This window comes from Qipengyuania triglochinis, from assembly GCF_054655615.1.
Window position 1 is genome coordinate 360,148 of the sequence record NZ_BAAHND010000001.1, and the last position, 24,278, is coordinate 384,425.

The 24,278-nt window shown below is 60.7% G+C and carries 21 protein-coding genes; 6 read left to right on the forward strand and 15 right to left on the reverse strand.

Annotation, left to right across the window (positions count from 1 at the left end; translation table 11 throughout):
- Positions 1-134: 134 nt before the first annotated feature.
- From ACYQ0G_RS01860 to rlmN, 9 genes are all read right to left on the reverse strand, one after another.
- Entirely contained in the window at positions 135-1,379 is a 1,245-nt protein-coding gene (locus tag ACYQ0G_RS01860; RefSeq protein WP_460098650.1) for a class I SAM-dependent methyltransferase, read from the reverse strand.
- A gap of 628 nt (positions 1,380-2,007) precedes the next feature.
- The gene (locus tag ACYQ0G_RS01865; protein WP_460098652.1) at positions 2,008-3,297 is read right to left on the reverse strand and encodes a class I SAM-dependent methyltransferase; all 1,290 of its coding nucleotides are present in this window, start codon (positions 3,295-3,297) and stop codon (positions 2,008-2,010) included.
- A gap of 75 nt (positions 3,298-3,372) precedes the next feature.
- Complete coding sequence (locus ACYQ0G_RS01870) at positions 3,373-4,140, reverse strand: SDR family oxidoreductase (RefSeq protein ID WP_460098654.1); 768 nt, start codon at positions 4,138-4,140, stop codon at positions 3,373-3,375.
- Positions 4,141-4,252: 112 nt separating this feature from the next.
- Positions 4,253-4,648: a glycine zipper 2TM domain-containing protein gene (locus ACYQ0G_RS01875; protein ID WP_460098655.1), complete on the reverse strand. Its 396-nt coding sequence runs from the start codon at positions 4,646-4,648 to the stop codon at positions 4,253-4,255.
- Between the two features lie 127 nt (positions 4,649-4,775).
- Positions 4,776-5,420, reverse strand: coding sequence for an MOSC domain-containing protein (locus ACYQ0G_RS01880; RefSeq protein WP_460098656.1), 645 nt, complete (start codon positions 5,418-5,420; stop codon positions 4,776-4,778).
- A 164-nt stretch (positions 5,421-5,584) separates the two neighbouring features.
- A complete protein-coding gene (locus ACYQ0G_RS01885; protein WP_460098658.1) occupies positions 5,585-6,184 on the reverse strand; it encodes a class I SAM-dependent DNA methyltransferase in 600 nt (199 codons plus the stop codon).
- Entirely contained in the window at positions 6,184-7,161 is a 978-nt protein-coding gene (locus tag ACYQ0G_RS01890) for an acyl-CoA thioester hydrolase/BAAT C-terminal domain-containing protein (RefSeq protein ID WP_460098660.1), read from the reverse strand. Before ACYQ0G_RS01890 ends, ACYQ0G_RS01885 begins: the two co-directional genes overlap by 1 nt.
- Before the next feature lie 80 nt (positions 7,162-7,241).
- Positions 7,242-8,258, reverse strand: a complete 1,017-nt coding sequence (locus tag ACYQ0G_RS01895) for a septation protein IspZ (protein ID WP_460098661.1) — start codon at positions 8,256-8,258, stop codon at positions 7,242-7,244.
- Between the two features lie 4 nt (positions 8,259-8,262).
- Complete coding sequence (gene rlmN / locus ACYQ0G_RS01900; protein ID WP_460098663.1) at positions 8,263-9,519, reverse strand: dual-specificity RNA methyltransferase RlmN; 1,257 nt, start codon at positions 9,517-9,519, stop codon at positions 8,263-8,265.
- 285 nt (positions 9,520-9,804) lie between these two features.
- Between rlmN and ACYQ0G_RS01905 the strand changes: the two genes are divergently transcribed.
- Entirely contained in the window at positions 9,805-10,476 is a 672-nt protein-coding gene (locus ACYQ0G_RS01905) for an outer membrane protein (protein ID WP_460098665.1), read from the forward strand.
- 91 nt (positions 10,477-10,567) lie between these two features.
- Here ACYQ0G_RS01905 and greB read toward each other — a convergent pair whose 3' ends face one another.
- Together greB and ACYQ0G_RS01915 are read right to left on the reverse strand one after the other, a co-directional pair.
- Positions 10,568-11,047, reverse strand: coding sequence for a transcription elongation factor GreB (gene greB, locus ACYQ0G_RS01910; RefSeq protein WP_460098667.1), 480 nt, complete (start codon positions 11,045-11,047; stop codon positions 10,568-10,570).
- A gap of 24 nt (positions 11,048-11,071) precedes the next feature.
- A complete protein-coding gene (locus ACYQ0G_RS01915) occupies positions 11,072-12,991 on the reverse strand; it encodes a lytic transglycosylase domain-containing protein (protein ID WP_460098668.1) in 1,920 nt (639 codons plus the stop codon).
- A gap of 137 nt (positions 12,992-13,128) precedes the next feature.
- On the opposite strand from ACYQ0G_RS01915, the gene dapA reads away from it, so the two are divergent.
- Entirely contained in the window at positions 13,129-14,010 is an 882-nt protein-coding gene (gene dapA, locus ACYQ0G_RS01920) for a 4-hydroxy-tetrahydrodipicolinate synthase (protein WP_460098670.1), read from the forward strand.
- A gap of 25 nt (positions 14,011-14,035) precedes the next feature.
- Here the strand turns inward: dapA and ACYQ0G_RS01925 are convergent, their stop codons facing one another.
- On the reverse strand, positions 14,036-15,994 hold the full coding sequence (locus ACYQ0G_RS01925; protein ID WP_460098672.1) for an alpha/beta hydrolase family protein: 1,959 nt from the start codon (positions 15,992-15,994) through the stop codon (positions 14,036-14,038).
- Between the two features lie 185 nt (positions 15,995-16,179).
- Here ACYQ0G_RS01925 and smpB point away from each other — a divergent pair, with 185 nt between their 5' ends.
- The 4 genes from smpB (at position 16,180) to recA (ending at position 21,046) form a co-directional block, all read left to right on the forward strand.
- A complete protein-coding gene (smpB, locus tag ACYQ0G_RS01930) occupies positions 16,180-16,662 on the forward strand; it encodes an SsrA-binding protein SmpB (protein ID WP_221541707.1) in 483 nt (160 codons plus the stop codon).
- Between the two features lie 130 nt (positions 16,663-16,792).
- On the forward strand, positions 16,793-17,368 hold the full coding sequence (locus tag ACYQ0G_RS01935) for a DUF2062 domain-containing protein (protein ID WP_460098674.1): 576 nt from the start codon (positions 16,793-16,795) through the stop codon (positions 17,366-17,368).
- Positions 17,369-17,415: 47 nt separating this feature from the next.
- Entirely contained in the window at positions 17,416-19,836 is a 2,421-nt protein-coding gene (locus tag ACYQ0G_RS01940; protein WP_460100575.1) for a response regulator, read from the forward strand.
- 148 nt (positions 19,837-19,984) lie between these two features.
- Positions 19,985-21,046 (forward strand): recombinase RecA, encoded by a 1,062-nt coding sequence (gene recA / locus ACYQ0G_RS01945; RefSeq protein WP_460098676.1) that lies wholly within the window; start codon positions 19,985-19,987, stop codon positions 21,044-21,046.
- A 489-nt stretch (positions 21,047-21,535) separates the two neighbouring features.
- On the opposite strand, the gene ACYQ0G_RS01950 is transcribed toward recA, so the two are convergent.
- The 3 genes from ACYQ0G_RS01950 to purF all read right to left on the reverse strand — a co-directional run bounded on the left by ACYQ0G_RS01950 (position 21,536) and on the right by purF (position 24,182).
- Positions 21,536-21,883: a PilZ domain-containing protein gene (locus ACYQ0G_RS01950; protein ID WP_460098678.1), complete on the reverse strand. Its 348-nt coding sequence runs from the start codon at positions 21,881-21,883 to the stop codon at positions 21,536-21,538.
- A gap of 117 nt (positions 21,884-22,000) precedes the next feature.
- Positions 22,001-22,708, reverse strand: coding sequence for an SDR family NAD(P)-dependent oxidoreductase (locus ACYQ0G_RS01955; RefSeq protein ID WP_460098680.1), 708 nt, complete (start codon positions 22,706-22,708; stop codon positions 22,001-22,003).
- Position 22,709: 1 nt separating this feature from the next.
- A complete protein-coding gene (purF, locus tag ACYQ0G_RS01960; protein WP_460098682.1) occupies positions 22,710-24,182 on the reverse strand; it encodes an amidophosphoribosyltransferase in 1,473 nt (490 codons plus the stop codon).
- Between the last annotated feature and the right edge of the window lie 96 nt (positions 24,183-24,278).

The window sequence follows — 24,278 nt, forward strand, 5'->3', positions numbered from 1 at the left end:
GAGCGTAGCGACGTGGCAATCCATGGCACCAGCGTACGAATTGTGAGCGGGTTGAGTGACGCGCCGTCGCGTGATGGATTGCTTCGCTTCGCTCGCAATGACGACATAAGGCGTGGGTGCGCTCGCCAGACCCACTACCCCAGCAAGCGCTCTTCCTCCGCACCCATATACCCTCGCGTAATAGGCAGCGCGTGGCGGTTGCGGGCGAACTGGATCTGGTAATTGCACATGCCGCCGAACTCAAAGACCGTCGCCGCGCCTGCCAGATAGAACAGCCACATGCGATAGAACCGCTCGTCATAAAGGGCGAGAATCTGTTCGCGATTGGCGATGCAGTTGGCGTACCAGCAGCGCAGGGTCTTGCCGTAATGCAGGCGCAGCGTTTCCACATCAGTAGCGATCAGCCGGGATTTCTCGCTCGCCGCGACCGTTTCGGACAGGGCGGGGATGTAACCGCCGGGGAAGATGTATTTGCGCGTGAAGGCGTCGGTCGAACCGGGGGAACCCATCCGGCCGATCGTATGGACCAGCATGGTTCCGTCATCGGTGAGCAGGTTGGCGCAGCAGCGGAAGAATTCCTCGAACTGGGGCTGGCCCACATGTTCGAACATGCCCACGCTCACGATGCGGTCAAACTTGCGCCCTGCGGCGGCGAAGTCGCGGTAATCGACCAGTTCGATGCTGACCTTGTCGGCCACCCCGGCTTTTTCCACCCTTTCGCGGGCAAGCTGGTGCTGTTCTTCCGACAGGGTGATGCCGGTGACCTTCACATCGTAATTCTGCGCCAGATATATCGCCATGCCGCCCCAGCCGCAGCCGATATCGAGCACGCTGTCGCCATCTCGCAGCATCAGTTTTGCTGCAATATGGGCGAGCTTGGCGCGCTGCGCCTCGGCCAGCGTCATGTCGTCGGACGGCCAATAGGCGCAGCTGTATTGCCAGTGCTCGTCATCCAGCATCAAAGCGTAGAAATCATTCCCGATGTCGTAATGATGCGCGACATTGTTCTTCGAACGGACGGCGTCGTTGACCTTTTCCGCAGCGCCGGTGACCTTTCTGAAAAGGCGGCGGCTGAGGCGCGGCTTGGGCAGATCGCCGCCCCGCTCCCACGCATTGTTGGCGCGCAGCAGGGTGACGAGGCCCATGACATCGCCTTCCTCGATGACCAGCCGCCCGTCCATATATGCCTCCGCCGCGCCAAGCCGCGGATCGAGCACCACGTCGCGCGGCACGCGGTCGTCGGTCAGGCGCAGCACGATTTCGGGAAAGCCTTCTGCGGATTGCCCGAAGGTATCGGCGCTGCCGTCGGCATAGACGACGCCCAGCCGGCCCCGAGTTACGCCGCGCTGGAGAAACTTGCGGAAGAGGGTCTTGCTCATGGATAACCTGCCTGGAGAGTGATCTTCGACATTAGCTAATCACCGTGATGTAATTTTGCGAGACTGGAATTGGGGGCGGGTGGCGCGGGAGCGGAAGACGTTTAGTCCCGCGTGTGACGGCGACGTCTCACGATGGATTGCCGCGCTTCGCTCGCAATGACTGGGAGGGGCGTCGTGCCCTTAATGGGCTACGAAGGTCGGGCAGCAATGGCCGATATCCTGCGCAACCGAGCTTTGTGACCCGTCATGCGAAGAACCCCACTCACAAACCACGTCATTGCGAGCGGAGCGAAGCAATCCATCGTGCAACATCGCGTGAGCAGCGACCTCTGCGGAGTGCGGCGCCGTCACTCCATGGATTGCCGCGCTTCGCTCGCAATGACTGAAGGGGACGCTCAGCGCGTCTCGTCTTGGCAAATCCCACCCTCGCATGAAGAGGCCTCAAAGCCGTTTCCTACACGATGGTGAATCGATATGCCGGAAGCTCGCTCTTTCGCATCGTCAGCTTTTTTCGGCCCAGCCCGCTGGCCCAATCTGCGCCCCGAAGAAATAATCCCCAGGACCGTGCTCCATGTGCTCCATCCTGTAGGATTGCCCGAGGGCGGATCCTACATAGCGCCCAGCGCCGTCACTCCGCCGCCTGCGCCTGCGCGAACCGCCATTCGGGCACCTGATCGGCATCGGCGGCGCGCAGGCGGGCGCTCTCTTCCATGATCCATTCGCGGGTCATGGGGATGGCGCTGCGGTCCTTCACATAGATCAGCTGCCAGTTGACCATGTCGCCGTGGCGGAAGCTCTGTTCGGCCCCGGCGAGGTAATAGAGCCACATGCGGTAGAAGGTCTCGTCGTACATATCGACGATCTCGGCGCGGTGCTGGACGGTGCGATTGTACCATTCCTCCAGCGTGTGGCTGTAGTGGAAGCGCATGGCCTCCACATCCATCACCTGCCAGCCGAACTGCTCGGACTGGCTGACCAGTTCGGACAGGGCGGGGATGTAGCCGCCGGGGAAGATGTAGGTGCGCGTCCAGGCGTCGGTGAAGCCGGGAGGGCCCGCGCGGCCGCAGCAGTGGCTCATCATCACGCCATCGGGTTTGAGCAGGCGGTTGGTGTGCTCGTAGAACTGCGGGTAATGTGGCGTGCCCACGTGTTCGAGCAGGCCGACCGAGCTGATGCGGTCGAAAGTGCCGGTGACATCGCGGTAGTCGGTGAGGCTGAACTTGACCCGGTCGGCCAGCCCCGCTTCCTCGGCGCGTTCCTGGCAGAACTTGATCTGGTCGGGGGCGAGGGCGACGCCGTGGACCTCCACGTCGTAATGCCGCGCAAGGTAGAGCGCGAAGCCGCCCCAGCCGCAGCCGATGTCGAGGATGCGTTGGCCGGGCTGGATGTGCAGTTTGGCGGCGAGATGCGCCTTCTTGTCGAGCTGTGCCTTCTCGAGCGAGGTACTCTCGGGATCCTCGCGGTAATAGGCCATGGTGTACTGCCGGTCCTCGTCGAGGAAGCGCTCGTAAAGCTCGCGGGTGAGGTTGTAGGTATGCTCCGCGTTCTTCTTGGCCTTGCCGCGCAGGTTGATGCTGTCGGCCTTGGCGATCAGGCGCTGGGCGGCGGTGCGCAGCTTGCCCTTGGGCTTGAGGCTGCGATCGCCGGGTTTGCCCGCCTGCTCGGTCACGAAGAGGATGAGGTCGCGGATATCGTGCGGTTCCTCGACCTTGAGCCAGCCCCACATGAACGCCTCGCCCGCGCCCATCTGCGGGTAGCGGGCGATGTGGTTGGCGGCTTTCCCGTGGGTCAGCGTGATGCGCAGCGGAGCTTCGGCGCTGTCGCCGGTGCCGTAGTCATAGGTCTTGCCGTCATGGTCCGTGACGATCAGGCGTCCCTTGCGGACGGCGGATTTCAGGAACTTGTCGAGTAGCCACATTGCGGAACGATCCCATCGGTGATTGCGCCGGGGAGCATGACGATCATGCGGGCCGAGTCAATGCGTGGGCGCCGGCTATCCCGTTTGTTCTCGGGCGAGGTAGATCACGTCGCGTTCCTGCCGCAACAGGTGCTGGCCGCTGTCGACATAGAGCGTCTGCCCGCTGCCGAGATGCCCGGAGGCGAGGAACACGGCGGCGTCGGCAACCTCCTCCGCAGTGGTACGGCGGCCGAGGAGGTTCATGCGGTGCGACCGCTCTGCCTCTTCCGCGGACTGGTCGTGGCTGGCGAGAATGGCGCCGGGGGCGAGGCCGTAAATCCGGTCGTCCTCTCCGACAGCACCCATGGCGAGCATGGCGATGGTGGCATCGAGCGCGTGCTTGCTCATGGTATAGCTGAAGAAGTCGGGATTGGGGTTGGCGAGCTTCTGGTCGGTTACCTGGATCACATGACGCCTGGCTGTCGACCTTGCGTGCCGCAGATAGGCCTGCGCCAGGAGTGCGGGAGCCCTAGCGTTGATCTGCATCGCGCGCCGGTTGATCGCCGGGTCTAGCGCGGTCACATCGTCCGGCTCGAATACCGAGGCACAGTTGATCAGGGCCCGCCAGTCGGCGAAGCGCGGGGCGAGCTGCGCCACCATCTCCACCCCCGCGTCATCATCGCACAGGTCGGCGCGAACCGTTTCGGCGCTGCCCAGCTCGGCGGCCAGATCCTCGGCCGCGTCTGCCGACCGGTTGTAGTGGATCACCACATGCCATCCGGCCTTGGCAAAGGCGCGCGAAATGGCGCCGCCGATCCGTTTCGCCCCGCCGGTAACGAGCACTGCTGGTCTGTCCTGATCCATGCCGGCGACCATATCAGCGAGCGCCGCAAAGGGAAGGCGGCTGCGTCACGATGGCGCCGTCACCCGGGGGCGAGTGACGGCGCCATCTTCTGCGACCCATTAAGGGCTTGAATTAGCGGCAGCGCAGGCTTCCGCGGTCGATCTCGCGGCCGACGACGGCGCCCACGGCACCGCCGAGGATCGCGCCCAAAGTGCGGTCGCCACGGCCGGCGAGTTCATGGCCTGCCAGTGCTCCGACACCGGCGCCGATCACCAGACCGGTCGTGCCATTGTCGCGCTTGCAGTAATAGCGGCCATCATCCCCGCGCCACATGCGGCTGTCGCGCGTGATCCGGCGCGGCGAGGAGTAGTATCCGCGATCGTCATACATGCGGTGATGGGCGCGGTCCTTGGCGCGCTTGCCATGGGCCGGAGCCCAGGACGGTGGATCGGCGGCAGCCGGAGCCGCGGTGCCGATGCCGGTGAGGGCGAGAGTGGCTGCTCCAAGAGCGATGGCGACCTGTTTCATGTTACATCCTTGTTTTCTTCGTTACGCCGCCCAATCTGCCGCCGCATTTACAACGGCGGATGAACGAAACCGCGCTGGCGCCGATTAGCGATGAGCCGAGCAAACCCATGAGACGGGCCGTTGCCGGTCAGCGCAGCTTTGCCCGCAGTTTGTCCTGCCACTGCGGCCCGAGCTGCGGCACGGCGAGCAGATCGCGAATCTCGTCCTGCGAAGGCTTGCGTGCCTTGTCGAACAGCAGGGCGAAGGCATCCTCCACGCTCCAGCGGTCCTGGCTGCGGGCGATGAGGGTGAGACTGTCACCGGCGACCGCCTGGCCTTCCTCGATCACCCGGAAGTAGATGCCGCAGCGGCGGTTGGCGATGATGCGTTTGATCATGTCCTTCCGCTGGAAATGCCGTTCCAGCGTGCTGCACGGCTGGCGGCCCATGCTAAGTTCAAGGAGCGCCGTGCCCATCCGGAAGCGGTCGCCGATATAGGCATCGGCCTCTGTCAGTCCCTGCGTGTGGAGGTTCTCGCCGAATGCGCCGGGCGATGCGAGCCGCGCAATCTCGGGTATCTCCTCGCGCCAGTAGTCGTAATGGTCCGCAGCATAGAGATGCACGGCCATGTGCTCGCCGCCATGGAGCTTGCGGTTGGTCTGGGTATCTCCTTCGAGCCCCATGCGGGTGATGCGCACCGGGCCTTCCACGGCATGCTTGTCGATCGAACTGAGCTTCCCGTCGGCAAGCGGCGCTGGCTTGCCGGTGCACAGCGCGAGGACTTCGGCCGTCATGCCGCAGACCCCTTTCCTACAGGATGGAGCACATGGAGCACGGTCCAGAGGGAAAATAACTCACCCCCGGCAAGCTGGCGGAAACCGGGCGTCTGGAGGCTGTCGAATAGGTTCATGGGCGCTTTCCAGCACAGCGGGCAAATGTAGGAAAGCGATATTCTGCCTCAGCGCGGTGGGCGGCGCAGGGTGAGGGCATACCAGTCGCGCTGGACCCCGTCGGCTCCCTTGCCCGGATAACGCTCGCTCGCGGCGATTTCGAAGCCCGCGTCACGATACACCTGCTCCAGCCATGCCTCGTCGGACAGATTGGTCAGGCGGCCGAGCGGATCGCGTCCTTCGCCGTCGCCGAGCTTGTAATTGGCGAAGTGCCAGCCTCCCGGCCGCAGCGCGCCGCGGATCGCCGCGAGGATCTGCGGCAGATCGGCCCTGGCGACATGGAGCAGGCAGGCATGCGCCCATACCGCGTCATAAGCCTCGAAGGCGGCCAGTTCATCGAAGCGCATGAGCCGCGCCCCAACCGGAAAGCGTTCATTGGCCTTGCGCACCATGGCGGGCGTTCCGTCGGTGGCATCGAGATCGAAGCCGCGTTCCACGATCCGCGCAGAATCCCGCCCGGCACCGCATCCCAGTTCTAGGATGCGCGCCCCCGGTCCCAGCCGGTCAAGAAATGCATCGAGGTGGCGGCTGGGCGCCTGACCGGACGACAACCTGTAATGCGGCGCATTGGCCTCGTAATAGGCAATCGTGGCGGGATCGGCGCTCATTACCGTTTGAGATGGGTTGCGAAGAACTCCAGCGTGGCGGGCCAAATCTGCTGCTGAGCTTCCAGTGTCGGCTCGTCGTAACGAAATTCGCCTTCGGTTCGCTGCACACCGGTCCCTGACAAGGCATGGGTGGCACCCGGAAAGATCAGGGCGACGGTCTCCAGATTGCCCGCCTCGGCCCGGCGCTCGGCAATATTCTGCGCCATCGCACCCGAATTCCATGTATCGTCCTGATCGCCGCCCGCGACAAGAACCGGCTCGTCGATATTCTCGACCCTGATGCGCGCATCCACGACCCGGTCCGGATTGGCGCGGCGCCCCGCATCCTGCGGCGTGCGCAGCCTAACCTTGGCGCCGGGGATGGCGTATTTCGCGAACTCTTCTTCCATGCCTAGATAGGGGACGAAGGGCACGGCTTCGCCTTGCCAGGAGAAACTGCTCACCTCGCCCGGTTTGGCATTCGGGCCCCAGCCTTCCCACACGACATCGCTGGGGACGATGGCCGCCACGGCAGCGAAGCCGTCGATATGGCTGGCGCCCGCCAGGACGAATTCGGCGCCCTTGGAAACGCCGTAAAGTCCGATACCATCGGCTTTCACATCCTTGCGTTGCAGCAGCCAGTCGCGCGCCTTGGCAAGCTTTTCCAGCGGGATGGAATCGAACGCCGTGGGCAGGTCGGGCAATTGCCGTTCCTTTGGCAGGTAGGCTGGCGAATAATAAGGCAGGCCCAGGATGGCATAGCCTTCGGCCAGAAAATCGGGTGCGGACGCGCGCGATCCGAAGTCCCCGCCTTCGCTGCCGCCAAGGATGATGATGACCGGGAAGGGGCCTTGGCCTTCGGGCGTGGCGAAATAGGCATAGGGCAGGCCGTCGCCGACCATCACTTCCGTGGGCGCAACCGGTGGACCCGGTTCAGCAGCGAGCGGCGTGCCGAGAAAGATGGACATGGCGGCGGCTGCCGCGAGCGATTTGAACATGATTGCCCTCCTGGCGTGTGTTATACTTATAATACACAGCCGGAAAGTCGGATCAAGACCCTGCGATGAGGCAGGGCGGCTCAAGTTCCCACCTGCTCCGCCCGATAAGCCGGATACGCATCGCGCAGGATCTTGCCTTGGGAATAGCGGAAGACCAGCAGGATCAGGACCATTGAGACGGGGAAATCGGCGAAAGTGCTGTAGAAGAGCCAGACATCGGTCGAGGCGTAGAGCGCCACCAGCAGATTGAGCACCGCCAGAACCGCGCCGAATACGCCCATGCCAATGCCCAGCCGTGCGGCATCGATATCTCGGTAAGGCAGATAGGCCATCAGCCTTGCGGCCAGCCGGTTTCCCCCAGCCAGACCGTCAACGAAGAACAGCGCCGCGCTGACCAGCCCGACGATGGTCGAGCGGTATTTCACCGCTTCGTCCGATTGGAATACCAAAGCGAGCAGCGCGGAAAACAGAAGCAGTGCTATGCCGAACAAGGCAAGGCCGCCAAGCAGATCGACCTTGGTAAGCCGCTGCGCGACCAGCAGCGCAACGCCAAGTGCAGCGCCGACAAGCGCAGCGGTGGTCAAATCGGTCAGTTTGGCCACGATGAAGAAGACAAGGCCGAGCAGGATATCGACAGCCAAGGGGATACGGTTGCGCTTGAAAGCGGCAAGATCGACCGACCCCGCGGACGGATTGCCGGGTTCCCCGTCGCCAAAGCCCTGTGATATCGCATAGCCCATCGACCCATTCGAATGGGACTGGATCATCTCGCGATATTTATCCGGATATGCAATCGTGCGGCCAGGGTGGCTTTCGTGGATCAGTTCTCCGTCGCGGCGCACGGCAATGCCGATATTGGCCGAACTGATGTAGCCCGCTTCGACTTCAAGTGCGCAGCCGTCGGGCAAGATAGCGTGCAGGTGGTGATTGCGCACCGCATCGGGACCGACAGCCGGTGTTTCATCGGTGGCCAGAACTGTGCCGTCCACTTCCAATTCGGAGAGCAAGCGGTCGGTGCGTGCGCGCACGGTAACCAGCGCGGGCTTGCCGCCGACATCGAAACGGCGCCGATAGCGCCACAGCGTCAGGCCGCCCATCGGCTTACGCTTCGAGTGCCTCTGCCGCCTCGCGGTCCCGCTGCGCGCGGCTCTTCTTTTCGGCTGCCGTCTTCAGCTGGCCGCAGGCCGCGTCGATATCCCGGCCGCGCGGGGTGCGGATCGGGGCCGAGATGCCGCCTTCGAAGACGATGTTGGAAAAGCTGCGCACACGCTCCGGCGTGGAGGTGTCATACTGTGCGCCGGGCCAGGGGTTGAACGGGATAAGGTTGACCTTGGCGGGCAGATTATACTGCTTGAGCAGGCGCACGAGTTCGCGCGCATGTTCGTCGCTATCGTTCTTGTCCTTGAGCATCACATATTCGAAGGTGATGCGGCGTGCGTTGCTGGCGCCGGGATAGGCGGCGCAGGCGGCCAGCAGTTCCTCGATGCCGTATTTCTTGTTCAGCGGAACGATCTCGTCCCGGATTTCCTTGGTCACCGCGTGGAGCGAGACGGCCAGATTGACGCCGATTTCCTCGCCGCAGCGATCCATCATCGGGACGACGCCGCTGGTCGACAGGGTGATGCGGCGCTTGGACAGGGCCAGCCCTTCGCCATCCATTACCAGCTTCAGCGCGCCTTTGACATTGTCGAAATTATAGAGCGGCTCGCCCATGCCCATCATCACGATATTGGTGAGCAGGCGGCCATCCGACCGGTATTCGGTGCTTTCCTCGACCTCGTCGAGATCCGCCCCGTAATCGAATTTCATGTTGCCCTTGGGCCATTCGCCCAGCGCATCGCGTGCCAGCATGACCTGGCCGACGATCTCGCCCGGGGTAAGATTGCGCACCAGCTTCATCGTGCCGGTGTGGCAGAAGCGGCAGTTGAGCGTGCAGCCGACCTGGCTGGAGACGCACAGCGTGCCGCGATCCGCATCGGGGATGAAAACCATTTCAAACTCGTGCCCGTCGGCGGTCCGCAGCAGCCATTTGCGCGTGCCGTCGGTCGAATGCTGGGCCTCGACCACGTCGGGGCGGCCGATGACAAAGCGTTCGGTCAGCCAGGGGCGCATCGTCTTGGCGATATCGGTCATCGCCTCGAAATCGGTGACGCCGCGGTGGTAGAGCCAGTGGAACACCTGCTTGGCGCGCAGCTTGGCCTGTTTGGGTTCCAGACCCGCGTCTTCGAACAATTCGCGGATGCGGTCTTTGGGCAGCCCGATCAAATCCACGCGGCCATCTTCGCGCGGCGTTATGTCACGCGCGACGGGAACCGGGTCGATCTGCCCGGGAATGCTCATCAAAGTCGTATCTGTCATGGAGGCTGCGCATATAATAGGAGAAGGGCCGATTTACCAGCCACATCGTTTTGGGGCGGGGTGGTTCCGGCAAATTCGGCCCCGCAGCTCGCATTCCCACGCCGGTTCCCGATTTTCGATCAATCCGCCAAACGTTTCGTCGCATCAAATGGGCTGCTCGGCGTAAGATTGTGTCTTTCCGGCAACATTTCCAGGTTGTCTGAGGTTAATGAAACTGTTTTCGAAACGCTCCGTTTCATCAGTCCACGCGGCTCGAAAGCTGCGGGCAATATACGGAGTTAAGTAATGAAAAAGACAGTCGCACTCATGGTCGCAACCTCGGCAGCAGCGCTTGCAGTTCCTGCTGCAGCGCAGGACGCGACCGCCGGAACCTTCACCGGCCCGCGCGCCGAAGTTCTGCTCGGCTATGACATCAGCAAGGCTGGCAGCACCGTCGACGACGATGCAAACGCAGACAACGACCAGTCGATCGACGGCTTCGGTTACGGCGTCGGCGTCGGCTACGATTTCAATGCCGGCGGCGTTGTTCTGGGTGTCGAAGGCGAATGGACCGATTCCACCGCCAAGACCGAATTCACCGATGGCGATTTCGAAGGCTTCGGTCTCGGTAACGTCGAAACCGGCCGCGACCTTTATGTCGGCGCCCGCGTCGGTGTGCTCGCACAGCCCGACCTGCTGCTCTACGCGAAGGGTGGTTACACCAACGCACGCTACAACCTCGAAAGCTCGTTCGACGGTGAGCAGTACAACGCCAAGATCGACACCGATGGCTATCGTATCGGCGCCGGTGCAGAATATGCGCTGACCACCAACACCTTCGCCAAGCTCGAATACCGCTATTCGAACTACAGCGACGCTGAAGTCGATTTCGAGAATGAAAACATCGCCGATCAGGATCTCGGCGAGATCGACACTGATCGTCACCAGGTAATGGTTGGCTTCGGCTACCGCTTCTAATCGAAGCCGTGTGAACAACAGAAGGCCCGGAGCGTCACCGCTCCGGGCCTTTTCGTTTGCGTGTCGTATTGGGAAGGGGGCGGGAGGATCGCTAGCTGTAGCTGATCGCCATCACTTCCCAGTCGCGCAGGCCAGATGGCAAGCGCACGGACCTGACATCGCCCACCGAAGCTCCTTTGAGCGCGCGGGCGAGAGGGCTGGACCAGCCGATCTTGCCGCTGCTGGCATCCTGCTCGTCATCCCCGACAAGGGTGAGGGTCTTGCGGGCATCGTCCTCATCCGCGATTTCGACCGTGGCGCCGAAGAACACCCGCTCCTTGTCGGGCTGGTCCGCCGGTGAAATAACTCTGGCATTCTTCATCCGGCGCGCGAGATGCGCGAGCTCGCGGTCGATCTCGCGCATCCGTTTGCGGCCATAGAGATAGTCGCCATTCTCGCTGCGGTCGCCGTTTCCGGCAGCCCAGCTGACGATTTCGACTATCTCCGGCCGCTCCTTGCCCAGCAGGTGGTCGTACCGTGCCTGCAGCGCCTTGTAGCCTGCCGGAGTAATCGGATTGGTTCGTCCCGTCATGCGGTGCGCCTTAGGCGCAAACTGTCAGGGAAGGTAGTGCTTCACGTCCCGTTGCGCCGCATTGGACTTGTCCGGATGCATATTGGCATAGCTTACCGCATTGCCGATCACGCGCATGACGTAATAGCGGGTCTCGAAATTGGACGGGATTTGCTCGATCCAGGTTACCCAATCCACCGCGCCGGTGCGGGGATCGCCGTTGAGCGCCAGCCATTCGTTAACCCGGCCGGGCCCGGCATTATAAGCCGCGATCGCCAGCGGATAGGCGCCGTTATAGCGGCTCATCAGCCGGGCAAAATGCTGATCGCCCAAGCGGATGTTGTAGGAGGGATCGCCGGTAAGGCTGGCGGACATGTACTGGATGCCTGCCTTCTGCGCCTCTTCACGGGCAGTGCCCGGCATCAGCTGCATCATTCCGCGAGCACCCGCATGGCTGACGCGGGTCCGGTCGAATTCGCTTTCCTGCCGCGCGATGGCATGGACCATGGTCCAGTTCGCGGCTGAGTGAGTGGGAACGGTCGGGAAGCCCAATCGCTCGAAACCGTCGACCCCCGTCTCGCCCGCGACCATGCCGGCGACAACGGCCATCTCGTCGAGGCCCGTATCGCGCGCCAGTTCGGCGACAAGCGCCATCTGCTCGGGAGTTTTAGCGTTCTCCGCGATCGCTTCGAAAAACGCCCGCTCTGTCCGCCAGTCGCGCCGGTCGCGCGCCATTGCGCGCAGTGCCTTGGTCAGCGGCTGACCATTGAACTGCGAGCGCGCCTGCTCGCTGATGCCGGCCGTAAGAACCGGCGAGAAAGTGGGTACCGACCGTCCCAGCTCGCTCAAGGCAAGCTGGCCATAGTAATAATCGGGATATTCGGCCGCCATGTTCCAATAGCGTTGCGCTTCTTGCTGATTGCCCGCTCGAGCGGCTGCACGTCCGGCCCAGAAAAAACCCTTAGACCGTGTGAGCGGTGTCTTGGCAGCCGCGCCATAACGATAGAACAGCGGCGCGGCCTGCGCACCATCGCCAAGTGACCACAAGGCCTTCGTACCGCCGAGCCACATCAGATCGGTGTATTTGTCACGCAGGGTGAAGGAGCCGTCGGAAATATCGGTCCCCGGCGCGAACAGATCGTCGACCTTCGACGCAATGTTGACCGCGCTACGCGCATCGGCACCTTGTGCCACACGAAGGGATTCAACCACGAAATCTGTGCCGTCATGTGCCGGTGACGCGAAGTTTGCGCGAGTAGAGAGAAGATTGATTGCGCTCGGCAATTGTCCGCTACTGCGGTAATAGCGCGCGAGGTTATAGACATAGCCGCTGTCGTTCATGGCCGAACTGGGAACGTTAAGGCCGGCGCTGCTGGGCATGCTTCCCTGAAGGAGGGCAAGCCGCGCCTGTGCCATTTCGCGATAGGCAGGCGACACGCGCAGGATCTGCCGTGATGCGGCTTCGAGATTTTCCTGCCACAGCAGCGCGTCCATCCGCGCATCCTGATCTTCGGGCGTGAAGCTCTGGCCGAAAAGCCCCTGCATATAAGCTTCTGCCGGACCGCTCATCGTTCCGTTGCGCCATGCATCGCGTGCAAGTTCACGCGCCTCGCCGCGGTTCATCGCGGCAAGCGCCAGCGCATAACGCGCCTTGGCGGAATTGGTGAGGGGTGGGTTGGCGTCGAAGAACTGGACGAGCGCCTGCGGGGTAGCCGCATCGCGATCCAGAGCGTTTTCCGCCCGGCGTTGAAGCAATTCCTGCTTAGGGAAATTGGGATAGCTGGTGATGAAGCCGGCATAATCGGCGAAAGACAGATTGTCGGCCTTGGTCAGATATTCCCAGCGGCTGATTGCCGTTCCGGCCTGACTGGGCTGCTGCGCAACCATGGCATTGCTGCTGTCCGGCCAGCTGGTGGGTGTCTGCGCGTGAGCGGCGACAGGAATGGCCAGCGCGGAGCTTGCCATTAGAGCGTATGAAATATTTGTTTTTAGACCCATGCTGGACATAGTGCCCGGCCCCTCCTTATCAGGCGCTGAATGAATTGTGTTCGCGGATGCCTGAAAGGCCCGCTTTTCATACCTCTAACGCAGGACTGACGTAAATGTTCTCAGGCTCAATTCCGGCTCTGGCGACTCCCTTTCGCGATGGAGCGTTCGATGAGGCCGCTTTCCGCAAGCTGGTCGACTGGCAGATAGAGAACGGGAGCAAGGGCCTGGTGCCGTGCGGCACGACGGGCGAGGCCTCGACGCTGTCGAATGCAGAGCATCACCGCGTGATCGAAGTCTGCATCGAACAGGCCGCCGGACGCGTGCCGGTGATCGCAGGGTGCGGGTCGAACGACACGCGCAATGCCTTGCTGCACATGCAATTTTCGAAGAAGGCAGGGGCGGCGGCCGGCCTTTGCGTGGCGCCCTATTACAACCGGCCCAGCCAGGCGGGCCTGATCGCGCACTTCAGCTTCCTTGCCGAGAACAGCGATTTGCCCATCGTGCTGTATAACGTCCCCGGGCGTACCGTCACCGATATCGAGGACGAGACGGTGGTGGAACTGGTGCGCAAGCATCCCGACCGGATCATCGCGATCAAGGATGCGAGCGGCGATCTGTCGCGCGTGGCGGATCACCGGATGGGAATTGGCAGCGATTTCTGCCAGCTGTCCGGTAACGACGAACTCTGGTTGCCCCATTCTGCCGCGGGTGGGTCGGGCTGCATCTCGGTAACGGCCAATGTCGCGCCGGCCCTATGCTCGGAATTCCACGATGCCATCGCGGCCAACGATCTGGTGAAGGCGCGCGAAATCAATGACCGCCTGTTCCCGCTGCATTACGCCATGTTCTCGGACGCCAGCCCGGCACCGGTAAAATATGCGCTCAGTCGCGTCCACGACTGGATCAGCTGCGATGTGCGCCTGCCGCTTTGCAATGCGAGCGCGGCGAGCCGCAAGGCGGTGGACGAGGCACTGGAGCATGCCGGGCTAATCTGATTGAGAAGCCCGGCATGAGCACGTTTTAAATGGGGTTGTGCTCAGACACGAAGTCCATGGCAGCTTTGAGCATTTGCTGGCGCGTCGATCCTCGCGATAGCCAGTGATCTTCTCCGACGAGTTCTACGAATTCGTAGGGCTTCCCTGCGGATTCGAGTTCCCGAGCGAAAATCTCACTTTGTTCAAAGGGCACTACCGTATCGTCTCTGCCGTGAATTAGCAGAATTGGCGCATCTGCCCGTCCTGAAAAACTGCGCGGAGAGATTTCAGACATCTGCTCTCGTGGGCCCATGGTTTCTTCGCGAAAATCTCTCAGGCTTCTATCACCTGTCTCTCGCTGTTCCTGGCTCACCATTTTCTTTAAATCACTGACACCTGCGACCGAAACTGCGCAACGGTAAATGCCTTGCTGGAGAGTGATGCCCGCCATCGCTGCGTAACCACCGTAACTTGCGCCCATGATGCAAGCTCGTTCGGGATCAACAATACCCTTGTCCGCAAGAGCATACAGACCGTCAGAAATGTCCGTCTGCATCTTCTTGCCCCACTCCCCGTTACCAGCGTCAATGAACGCCTTGTCCCGGTTGGTCGAACCGCGAAAATTTGGTTGAAAAACCGCGTAACCTCTGGAGGCAAAAGCCTGGGCCCACCAATCGAAATTCTCGACATCATGAGAGCGAGGGCCCCCATGAGGAAGAAGTATTACTGGTAAGTTGGCATGTTCGGAGTGAGGAGGTAGCGTGAGTATGCCGTCAAGTTGGGTCCCATCTTGGGCGGTATATTCGAAGGTTGAAATCCGGCCCACGTCCTGCGGTTTGACTTGCGGAAAAGACCGAGCAAGAACCGATGCCGATTTCGCTACAGTATCGATCTGATACCAAGTTCCGCTATCATTGTTGCCGTTCGTGTGGACAAGGACCTTGGAAAATTCTGGCGTGTAGCTCAAAATTCTGCCGTTCACATGCGCAAATCCAGAATATATTTTTTCGGACTCTGCCTGGATTGCAGGATCGAAGAAGGTCCAGTCTTCAGGACTATCGTATCTCTCACCTTCTTCGCGATATCCAATAATCTTGCTGGTAGCTGGATCGGTGCGAATGGAATGGATCTTTTGACCTTTGAAGATAGGCTGTGGTTCTTGGCTTCCATCTATCGCGACTTCAAACCATTCAAGATCGTCCCCTTCGTTTTGGCTGGTATAATATACTACGGTTCCGGGTGAACGTCCGAAGGCGCTCAGGACTGCATAGCCTTTTTCGCCCACCGATCCTTGGGCAATGTTGCGGCCTTTAGAATTCCTCAGCGTCCAGTTTCTGCTTTCTGGATAGAAGACCAACTCTGCGGCAATTTCGCCCGCCTCATCGAGCAGCCAGTCAAAACTTTCGCTTTTACCGGGAGTCCTAGACAGTTGCTCATGTTTGTTATCGGAAAGTCTTACCCGAAATAATGACGCTGGCGTTCCGCTGTAAAAATAGTAGCCGCCGCGGTTTCGCTCCATCTTACGGCCCCCGAAGTAGCCATACCATTCGTCACCGATCTTGCGGTAACCATAAGTGCCAAATACGGCGCTCAGAACTTTTTGATCATCGGCAAAAACGGTGCGAACAGGTCTCTCAGTACTTGCCGGGATGATCATGGCGTTGGCGAACTCAGCAGAATCCGCCCAATACCTATCGCCGAGTTCTTGTGTATCTGTACGTATCAGAACGACATTGTCGTCTCCGACCCAATTTATGTCCCTGACTTTAATGTCGCCGACCGCGGTCGTGTTGAGAACCTGCAAATTTTCGTCGAGCATCAGCAGGATGCGCTTGTCGTTGACAGTCGTTATCATGGCTATCCGACCGCCTGGAGAAAGAGCTACATCCTCGGTTTGCGGCAGGTTGCCATAAGCCTCCAACGGAGGCGCGGGTTGTTGTGCAGATACCGTGAAAGGGAATAAAAGCGCAGCGGAAACCGCCGCTGCCGTAGTCATTATTTTCATCTTGCCCCCGAATTTCCATTGTCCCGAAATGTCTATTTCAGACTATTACCGTCGTGCCTGATAGGCTTTGATAAGTTAGACTGATTTTCAGAATTACATTTGCTTTTCAAGTACTATCCTTAGCGCAAAACATTCCTTTTCACCCCTTGGCTAGCTCCGCCGGACAGACTACATGCCCAACTTCTATGGCCCGTCCCAAACCCGCAACATTCGACAAGCAGAAGACTGTCGCCGATAATCGGCGGGTGCGGTTCGATTATCACGTAGAGGAAACCTTCGAGGCTGGCCTTGCCTTGCAGGGTACCGAAGTGAAGGCACTGCGGGCCGGTGAGGCCAGCATCAAGGAAAGCTACGCCGAGGTGCGTGACGGGCAGGTGTGGCTCATCAACGCCAATGTGCCGGAATATTCGCACGGCAACCGGCTCAACCATGAGCCGCGCCGCCCGCGCAAGCTCCTGCTGCACGAGCGCGAGATCGAGAAACTGTTCGGAGCGGTAGAGCGCAAGGGTATGACCCTGGTCCCCCTTTCGATCTATTTTAATTCGACCGGACGCGCCAAGGTTGAACTGGCGCTGGCCAAGGGCAAGCAGGCCCACGACAAGCGCCAGACTATCAAGGATCGCGATTGGAAGCGCGACAAGGCGAGGCTAATGCGCGAAAAGGGCTGACTTTGTCCCGTTCCCTCTTTCGAAACCTCTTCTCGCCTACCACATCGGAGCCCATGCCAGTTTCGTCGCACCGCCATTGCCAGATCTCATGCCAGCGCTCATGCCGCTCTCGCATGGCTTGGGCATTCCAATGAGTGGGTCGCGTTCGAAGACGTTCCTTGCGGATCTGATCCGCAAATACATGCCGACGCGTGAAGAAATGGCTGAAAACCGGTTTCTCAAGCCGATCGCGCATCGCTTCCTCTCGCCCGAGCTATGGCGTTTCACCAGGCGTAGCGTTCCGCGCGGGGTGGCGTTGGGGCTGTTCGCGGCGTTCATTGTTCCGATTGGGCAGATTTTCCTGGCTGCGTTTCTGGCTCTGCCCACTCGCGCCAACGTTCCGCTGGCGTCCCTCGTGACCTTCGTGACCAATCCTTTTACGCTGCCTTTCTGGCTTATATTCGCCAACCGGACGGGGCGTTTCGTGCTCAACCTCGATGCGGCTGTCGGCGCGGGGGCTGATCGGCTCGCCAGTGAAAGCGGAGTGCTCGCCGGCTGGCTCGAGGTGGGCGGGGTGACTGCCTTAGGGTTTCTTGTACTTGCGATCATTAGCGCAGGTGTCGGTTACCTTATCTCCAGCCTTTCTTGGAGATTCGTCGTGGCGCGGCGGCGGCAGAAGCTATTGAGGCAGCGTCGCGAGGCGAGGGCGGGGAAGATCGGCCGGTGAATTTGAGGCCCAGTCTGGAAACCGACAGTCTACCACCCGTGCCGCTGATGCTGGGTATTCTCCTGGCCTTTGCAGTCTCGATAGCGCTTGTGTGGTTGGCCGCGGGAACGGCACTCGCCGCAGCGGCCTATGCCGGGGCGCTGGTCGTCGTGGTGCTGACCTTGATGCTATCGCCGCGCCTGGCAGCAACAAATGCTAGCGAGGATTTAGCGCAGCCCGACTGGAGCTTGACCGCGTCGGCAATCGAGAACGATGAAGCGGCTATTGCCGTGGTTGATCGCGCCAACCGCATGACCTGCGCGAATTCGACCTATGAAAGGTGGTTCGGTGGGCCGCTTGCTCCGCACGAGCTCGCGTTCTCGGGCGCCGGGAAGGCAAGGGTTGCCGAGGCGGCCCGCCGTGCTTGGCGCGAAGGCACCGCAGAGGCGGATGGCCTGGTGCTCGAAGAAGGAGAAGACCAGGTTTTTCTTTCCGTCGAGCGGGCGGGGCGGGGCGAAGATTATCTGGTCTGGCGCTTTGGAAAGATCGTCCAGCAGGAAACGCATGAAGGTGTCGCTCAATGGCTCGACGGGCCGTTGAGCGAGATGCTGTCCAACTCGGGCATAGAAGTTGCCCTTGTCGCATCCGACGGTATCGTGAAGGCCACTACGCCGGGCCTGGCCGAGCGGACGACCGGCAGCAGGGCGATTTCGCTGGTAGGCGAAGAATTCGTTCAGTTGCTGCGGTCCGACGACCGTGACCGTATATTCTTCGCCCGCGAAGGCCAGCAGGGATCGCCACAAACACTGGTCCACGTGCCAATGGATAATCCTTCCCGGCCGGATACAGAAAAACCGCCCTCCCTGATGGTGCTGATCGACAATACCGTGGGTATCGGCGGTGGCGCTCATGGCAACGGCAAGACCGCCATCCCGCAGCTCGAAGCTCTCCTTTCGGCTCTTCCGCTCGGTCTCGCTCTCACTGATCGCGACGGACGTTTCCTGTTTGCGAACAAGGCCTTCCTTCGCGCGGTCGAACGAGAAGGGGAAGGGCTGCCGCAGTTTCCTTCCGACTTGGTGGTGCGGGAGGACAAGGCCGCGCTCGCCGATACAGTCAGGCGATTTGCGAAGGGCGCCACGGCCAGCGGCGATATGGCTGTCCGTCTGGGCAACAATAAGGAAGAGCCCGTCTCGATCGGCCTGGCCGGTGTGCGCGGGTTGGGAGACGCAGCGGTCCTGCTGTCCATTACCGATTCTTCGGAAGAGAAAAGGCTTCGCCGGCAGGTGGCTCAGGCGACGAAGATGCAGGCGGTCGGTCAGCTTGCGGGCGGTGTAGCGCATGATTTCAACAATGTGCTCACCGCGATTATCGGCTATTGCGATCTGATGTTGCTGCGGCACACGCCCGGCGACAGTGATTATGACGATATCCAGCAGATCAAGGCCAATTCCAATCGTGCCGCCTCGCTGACACGGCAATTGCTCGCCTTCAGCCGTCAGCAGACCTTGCGCCCGGTCGTGCTCCAGATGCCCGACGTGGTGAGCGAAGTCAGCCAGTTGCTGAAGCGATTGATGGGCGACAAGATCGAATTTTCCGTCCGCCACGACCGCGAGCTTGGCGCGGTCCGCGCCGATCCACAGCAGCTGGAACAGGTCATTATCAATCTGGCAGTCAACGCCCGCGATGCGATGCAAAGCCATGCGGAAAAGCAGGGTCGGCAGGACTGGAAGGGCCGCCTGATGCTCGCAACCCGTAGAGTGGCGGCGCGCGATGTGCGCAGGATGGGCGTGGATGTCATGCCTGCCGATGACTACACCGTCCTCATTGTTCAGGACACGGGCGGCGGCATTCCGACCGACAATTTCAACAAGATCTTCGAGCCGTTCTTCACGACCAAGGAACAGGGCAAGGGCACGGGGCTGGGCCTGTCGACAGTGTACGGCATCGTGAAGCAGTCGAACGGCTTCATTTTCGCCGACAACGTTCTTGATCCTCAAGGCAAACCCACAGGGGCCCGGTTCACCATTTATCTGCCGGTCCACAAGGGCAATGTTCTGGGGCCACGCCGCGCTGAGGAACCCGAAGAGGCGAAAGCGAGCGAATGGGCTGGGGGCGGCAGGCTCCTTCTCGTGGAGGACGAGGACATGGTCCGGGCGGTTGCTGAGCGGGCCCTCGCGCGGGCAGGCTATGCGGTGACATCCGCACGTGATGGTGAGGAAGGGCTGGCTATCGCCAAGGGCAAAGAAGACTTCGACCTGATTGTTTCCGATGTGGTCATGCCCGCCATGGACGGACCAGCAATGGCGCGCGCCATTCGTCGTATCAAACCGAATATCCCCATCCTGTTCATGTCCGGCTATGCCGAAGAGCACCTGCGCAACGATATCGACATCGACAATATGCACTTCATTCCTAAACCTTTCAGCGTACAGCAGATCAACGCCAAGGTATCCGAAGTGCTTTCGGAACATCGCAAAGCCAACGGCTGAGGGCTATTTTCGGCTGCTTGCCACTATCGTTACGGACTATTTGAGAAAAAATTCCGTTCCCCTCTTGTTCTATTGGAACATAATGGGTACATCACTTCGCAGTTGAAGAGTCGATACCGGCTCTGGAAAACCGAGAAGGGAATGTGTCATGGCGGCCAGTCTGAAGCTTGTAGAAGGAAAGAAAGTGGACGCAGACCGTCAGAAGGCATTGGATGCCGCCCTTTCGCAGATCGACCGTGCGTTCGGTAAAGGCTCTGCCATGAAGCTGGGCCAGAAAGAGGCCATGAATGTGGAGGCTATTTCCACCGGATCTCTGGGGCTGGATATCGCACTCGGCGTTGGTGGCCTTCCCAAGGGGCGCGTCATCGAGGTTTACGGGCCGGAGAGCTCGGGCAAGACCACCCTGGCCTTGCATTGCATTGCCGAAGCGCAGAAAGCCGGGGGCACGGCTGCCTTCGTGGATGCGGAACATGCGCTCGATCCAGTCTATGCGAAAAAGCTCGGTGTAGATATTGACGAACTGATCGTGTCGCAGCCCGATACGGGTGAGCAGGCGCTAGAAATCACCGATACGCTGGTTCGTTCGAATGCGATCGATATCCTCGTGGTCGATTCGGTTGCGGCGCTGGTTCCCCGTGCCGAGATCGAAGGCGAGATGGGTGATAGCCATGTCGGCCTCCAGGCCCGCCTCATGTCCCAGTCTCTGCGCAAGCTGACCGGGTCGATCAACCGCTCCAAGTGCATGGTCATCTTCATCAACCAGCTGCGGATGAAGATCGGTGTCATGTACGGTAATCCGGAAACGACGACCGGTGGTAACGCACTCAAGTTCTACGCATCTGTCCGTCTCGATATTCGCCGGACCGGTCAGATCAAGGATCGTGACGAAGTGATCGGCAATGCTACCCGCGTAAAGGTGGTGAAGAACAAGGTCGCTCCGCCGTTCAAGCAGGTCGAATTCGACATTATGTATGGCGAAGGTATTTCCAAGATCGGTGAAATCCTCGATCTTGGCGTAAAGGCTGGTGTGGTCGAAAAATCGGGAAGCTGGTTCAGTTATGACAGCGTCCGGATTGGACAGGGCCGCGAAAACGCCAAGAACTTCCTTCGCGAAAATCCAGAAATGTGCGCCAAGTTGGAAGCTGCGATCCGCGGCAAAACCGACGAGGTCGCCGAAGAGATGATGACAGGCCCGGACGCGGAAGACTGATCACATCCCTTCAAGCGGGAACGCTTGCGGTTCCTCGTTCCCAACCGCAGGTTATGCCGGACTGTCCCCCGGCGTTCCCGAATACACGGAAAGCCGGTGCGCGCGTCGCCTTCTTGGCCGCCGCCCCGGCTTTTCGCGTTTTCCTAAGGAACATTTTCTAGCTTCACCGAACAGCAAAACCGAACTGCGGACTTATCGGGCTACGTTCTTCGCCAAGCAATATACTAAGCTCTGCCGCAGCCAGGAGGTCCGGACAGTGCTGGCATGTCTTCTCACTCGGTTGGCCGAGAGCCATCTCCGCTCCTGGCAACTGGGAGAGTCTCGAGTGCGCAGCTCTCTACTACCGGCCATATCTACTCGGTCAGAAGAAAGTCCCAATCCTTGCGGATCGCTGCATCCGAGATGACCGGCGGGTACCCAATGGGTAGTAGGCTCTGCAATTGAGTGAATATGAGCCCCGCGAGACGCGTAGCGCCCTGCGTAGGTTATTCAGTAAGGGCGATAAGCCGCTGCGCCGCTATAGCGGGCAAGAATGTTGTCATGCACGATCGGCGACAGCAGTTCGTTGAACGCACAGCCGACCATGCAGTTTTCCCACCACACCACCTGGGCCTGAAGCGATTCGAGCCCGGGCAAGGTCAGCCAGCACATCTGGCCTTCATGCATGCGATTGATTGCCGCAGCGGAAAATCCTGACATCGAGAGGTCATGGATGACTGTCTGGAACGCGCGTCCACCACTGGCACGGAGCTGGCCGGGGATCGTGATCTTCGTTCGTGGCGCGCTGCGATCTTCCTGCGCAGCCAACGAATAGCTATCTCGCGTCTGGTAGGTCATGTGCAACGTTCCTTTGCCCTGGATGCAAATGAGGTATCACGCAAAGCAGGCGTGATGTAATTTCGGGCAATGTCGCAGAACCGATTTAAGAAATCGTTGCAGCACAGGGTTAATGCGTCAGTCGATCCGTTCGCGGTGCCGCGTGGCGAAATCGTTCACAACCAGACCCACGATGCGCTTGGCAACGTCTTCTGGCGGCTTGACCGTCGCCGGATATTCCCCCGGATAGGCCTTGGCGCGCATTGCCGTGCGGGTTGCGCCCGGATCGATGGTCGCCACGCGAACCTTGCTGATCTTCTCGACTTCCTGCCCATAGGCATCAAGCAGATTATCGAATGCGGCCTTGGTCGCGCCGTATGCCGACCAGTAGGCGCGCGGCGTTTCGCCCACGCTGCTGGTCAGGCCGATGACCCGTGCAGCATCGGCGCGCTTCAGCAGCGGATCGAAATTCGCCAGTAGCGATTGCGTTGCGAGAAGATTCGTCGTGACAGCTTGGCTGAACTGCTTGCCGTCGATCTGGGTAACGGGCGACAAAGTCGGCAGATAGGCAGCCGAGATTACCAGATAATCGAGTTTGTCCCAGCGCCCGGCGATGGCAGAAGCGAGGCGGGCAATGCCATCGCTTTCGCCAAGATCTATCGGCGCGATGGTGGATGCGCCGCCAACTTCGTGGATGCGGTCCTCGACCGTTTCCAGCGCCCGCACATCGCGCGCCGTGAGCACGACATGCGCACCGGCCTCTGCGAACGCCACCGCGGTGGCGGCGCCGATGCCTTTGCTGGCGCCCGTGACAAGCGCGAGTTTGCCTTCGAGAGCTTTCGTCATCTCAGGCGACCTTTTCCGCCGGGAAGGCGAGTTCGGCCTGCTTGTCTTCGCGCTTGGCAAGATCGGTCAGCGATGTGGGATAATCGCCGGTGAAGCAGGCATCGCAGAACTGCGGACATTCCTTGACCCGCGGCTTTTCGCCGACTGCGCGGTAAAGCCCATCGATCGAAACGAAGGCCAGGCTGTCAGCCTTGATGAATTCGCGCATCGGTTCGACATCCATGCGTGCGGCGAGCAGCTTGCTGCGTTCAGGGGTATCGACGCCGTAGAAGCAGCTATGCGCTGTCGGCGGGCTGGCGACGCGGAAATGCACTTCCTTCGCGCCTGCATCGCGCATCATTTCCACGATCTGCATCGAAGTGGTGCCGCGCACGATGGAATCGTCGATCAGCACGATCCGCTTGCCGGCCACCAGATTGCGGTTGGCGTTATGCTTGCGCTTCACCCCGGCATGCCGCGCGCCGTCCGAAGGCTGAATGAAGGTCCGTCCGACATAGTGCGAGCGGATGATGCCGAGTTCGAAGGGGATGCCCGCTTCCTGTGCATAGCCGATGGCGGCGGGCACGCCGCTATCAGGCACCGGAACGACCAGATCGGCTTCGACCGGGGTCTCTTTCGCCAGTTCGGCGCCGATCGCCTTGCGCGCTTCGTAAACGCTGCGGCCCGCGAAAAAGCTGTCCGGGCGGCTGAAATAGACGTGTTCGAAAATGCAGGGGCGCGGCGAGTGGTTGCCGAAGGGGTGCAGCGAATCGACATTGCCGTCGTAATCGACCTTGATCAATTCGCCAGGCTCGACTTCGCGAACCATTTCCGCACCGACCACGTCGAATGCGACGCTTTCGCTGGCGAACACGGTCGCATCGCCCATTTTGCCCATGACCAGCGGACGGATGCCGAGCGGATCGCGGCATGCGATCATGCCTTCGGGGGTCATCACGATCAGCGCATAGGCCCCTTCGAGCAGGCGCAGCGCATCGACCAGGCGATCGACGATGGTGGGGTAGCGGCTCGTCGCCACGAGATGGATGATGACTTCGGTGTCGGAGGTTGACTGGAAGATGGCCCCGCGCTGAACCAGTTCCTGCCGCAATGTGCCCGCGTTGGAGATATTGCCATTATGCGCGACGGCAAAGCCACCGCTCGCCAGATCGGCGTAAAGCGGCTGCACGTTGCGCAGGCCCGATCCGCCAGTGGTCGAATAGCGCACATGACCGGCCGCCATGTGGCCGGGCAGTTCCGCGATAGCTTCCTGCGAGGAAAAATTTTCGGCAACATGGCCAAGGCCGCGGCGGGTGCGGAATTCGACACCGTCCCAGGCCACGATACCGGCGGCTTCCTGCCCCCGGTGTTGCAGGGCGTGTAGGCCAAGCGCGGTCGCGGCGGCGGCATCTGCTGCGTTGATGGCGCCGAAAACGCCGCATTCTTCGCGCAGCTTATCGCCATCCGCATCGAGGAAGGGGTGGGTGCAATTCATGGTGCTGTCCGCGATGGTGACTGAGTGCGGCTCCAATGGCGATGTTACGGCGCGATTACAAGGTTTGTGCGGCGGTTTGCGGACAAGATTTTGCAG

Coding starts and splice junctions, on each gene's coding strand:
- ACYQ0G_RS01895 (WP_460098661.1), bottom strand. CDS start 8,258: ATGGGCGGCCTGACGCTGTGGCGCTATCGGCGCCGTTTCGATGTCGGC.
- ACYQ0G_RS01940 (WP_460100575.1), top strand. CDS start 17,416: ATGCTGGGTATTCTCCTGGCCTTTGCAGTCTCGATAGCGCTTGTGTGG.
- ACYQ0G_RS01890 (WP_460098660.1), bottom strand. CDS start 7,161: ATGTTCAAATCGCTCGCGGCAGCCGCCGCCATGTCCATCTTTCTCGGC.
- ACYQ0G_RS01875 (WP_460098655.1), bottom strand. CDS start 4,648: ATGAAACAGGTCGCCATCGCTCTTGGAGCAGCCACTCTCGCCCTCACC.
- smpB (WP_221541707.1), top strand. CDS start 16,180: ATGGCCCGTCCCAAACCCGCAACATTCGACAAGCAGAAGACTGTCGCC.
- ACYQ0G_RS01935 (WP_460098674.1), top strand. CDS start 16,793: ATGAGTGGGTCGCGTTCGAAGACGTTCCTTGCGGATCTGATCCGCAAA.
- ACYQ0G_RS01860 (WP_460098650.1), bottom strand. CDS start 1,379: ATGAGCAAGACCCTCTTCCGCAAGTTTCTCCAGCGCGGCGTAACTCGG.
- greB (WP_460098667.1), bottom strand. CDS start 11,047: ATGACGGGACGAACCAATCCGATTACTCCGGCAGGCTACAAGGCGCTG.
- ACYQ0G_RS01950 (WP_460098678.1), bottom strand. CDS start 21,883: ATGACCTACCAGACGCGAGATAGCTATTCGTTGGCTGCGCAGGAAGAT.
- ACYQ0G_RS01955 (WP_460098680.1), bottom strand. CDS start 22,708: ATGACGAAAGCTCTCGAAGGCAAACTCGCGCTTGTCACGGGCGCCAGC.
- recA (WP_460098676.1), top strand. CDS start 19,985: ATGGCGGCCAGTCTGAAGCTTGTAGAAGGAAAGAAAGTGGACGCAGAC.
- ACYQ0G_RS01880 (WP_460098656.1), bottom strand. CDS start 5,420: ATGACGGCCGAAGTCCTCGCGCTGTGCACCGGCAAGCCAGCGCCGCTT.
- ACYQ0G_RS01885 (WP_460098658.1), bottom strand. CDS start 6,184: ATGAGCGCCGATCCCGCCACGATTGCCTATTACGAGGCCAATGCGCCG.
- ACYQ0G_RS01915 (WP_460098668.1), bottom strand. CDS start 12,991: ATGGCAAGCTCCGCGCTGGCCATTCCTGTCGCCGCTCACGCGCAGACA.
- rlmN (WP_460098663.1), bottom strand. CDS start 9,519: ATGACAGATACGACTTTGATGAGCATTCCCGGGCAGATCGACCCGGTT.
- dapA (WP_460098670.1), top strand. CDS start 13,129: ATGTTCTCAGGCTCAATTCCGGCTCTGGCGACTCCCTTTCGCGATGGA.
- ACYQ0G_RS01925 (WP_460098672.1), bottom strand. CDS start 15,994: ATGAAAATAATGACTACGGCAGCGGCGGTTTCCGCTGCGCTTTTATTC.
- ACYQ0G_RS01865 (WP_460098652.1), bottom strand. CDS start 3,297: ATGTGGCTACTCGACAAGTTCCTGAAATCCGCCGTCCGCAAGGGACGC.
- purF (WP_460098682.1), bottom strand. CDS start 24,182: ATGAATTGCACCCACCCCTTCCTCGATGCGGATGGCGATAAGCTGCGC.
- ACYQ0G_RS01905 (WP_460098665.1), top strand. CDS start 9,805: ATGAAAAAGACAGTCGCACTCATGGTCGCAACCTCGGCAGCAGCGCTT.
- ACYQ0G_RS01870 (WP_460098654.1), bottom strand. CDS start 4,140: ATGGATCAGGACAGACCAGCAGTGCTCGTTACCGGCGGGGCGAAACGG.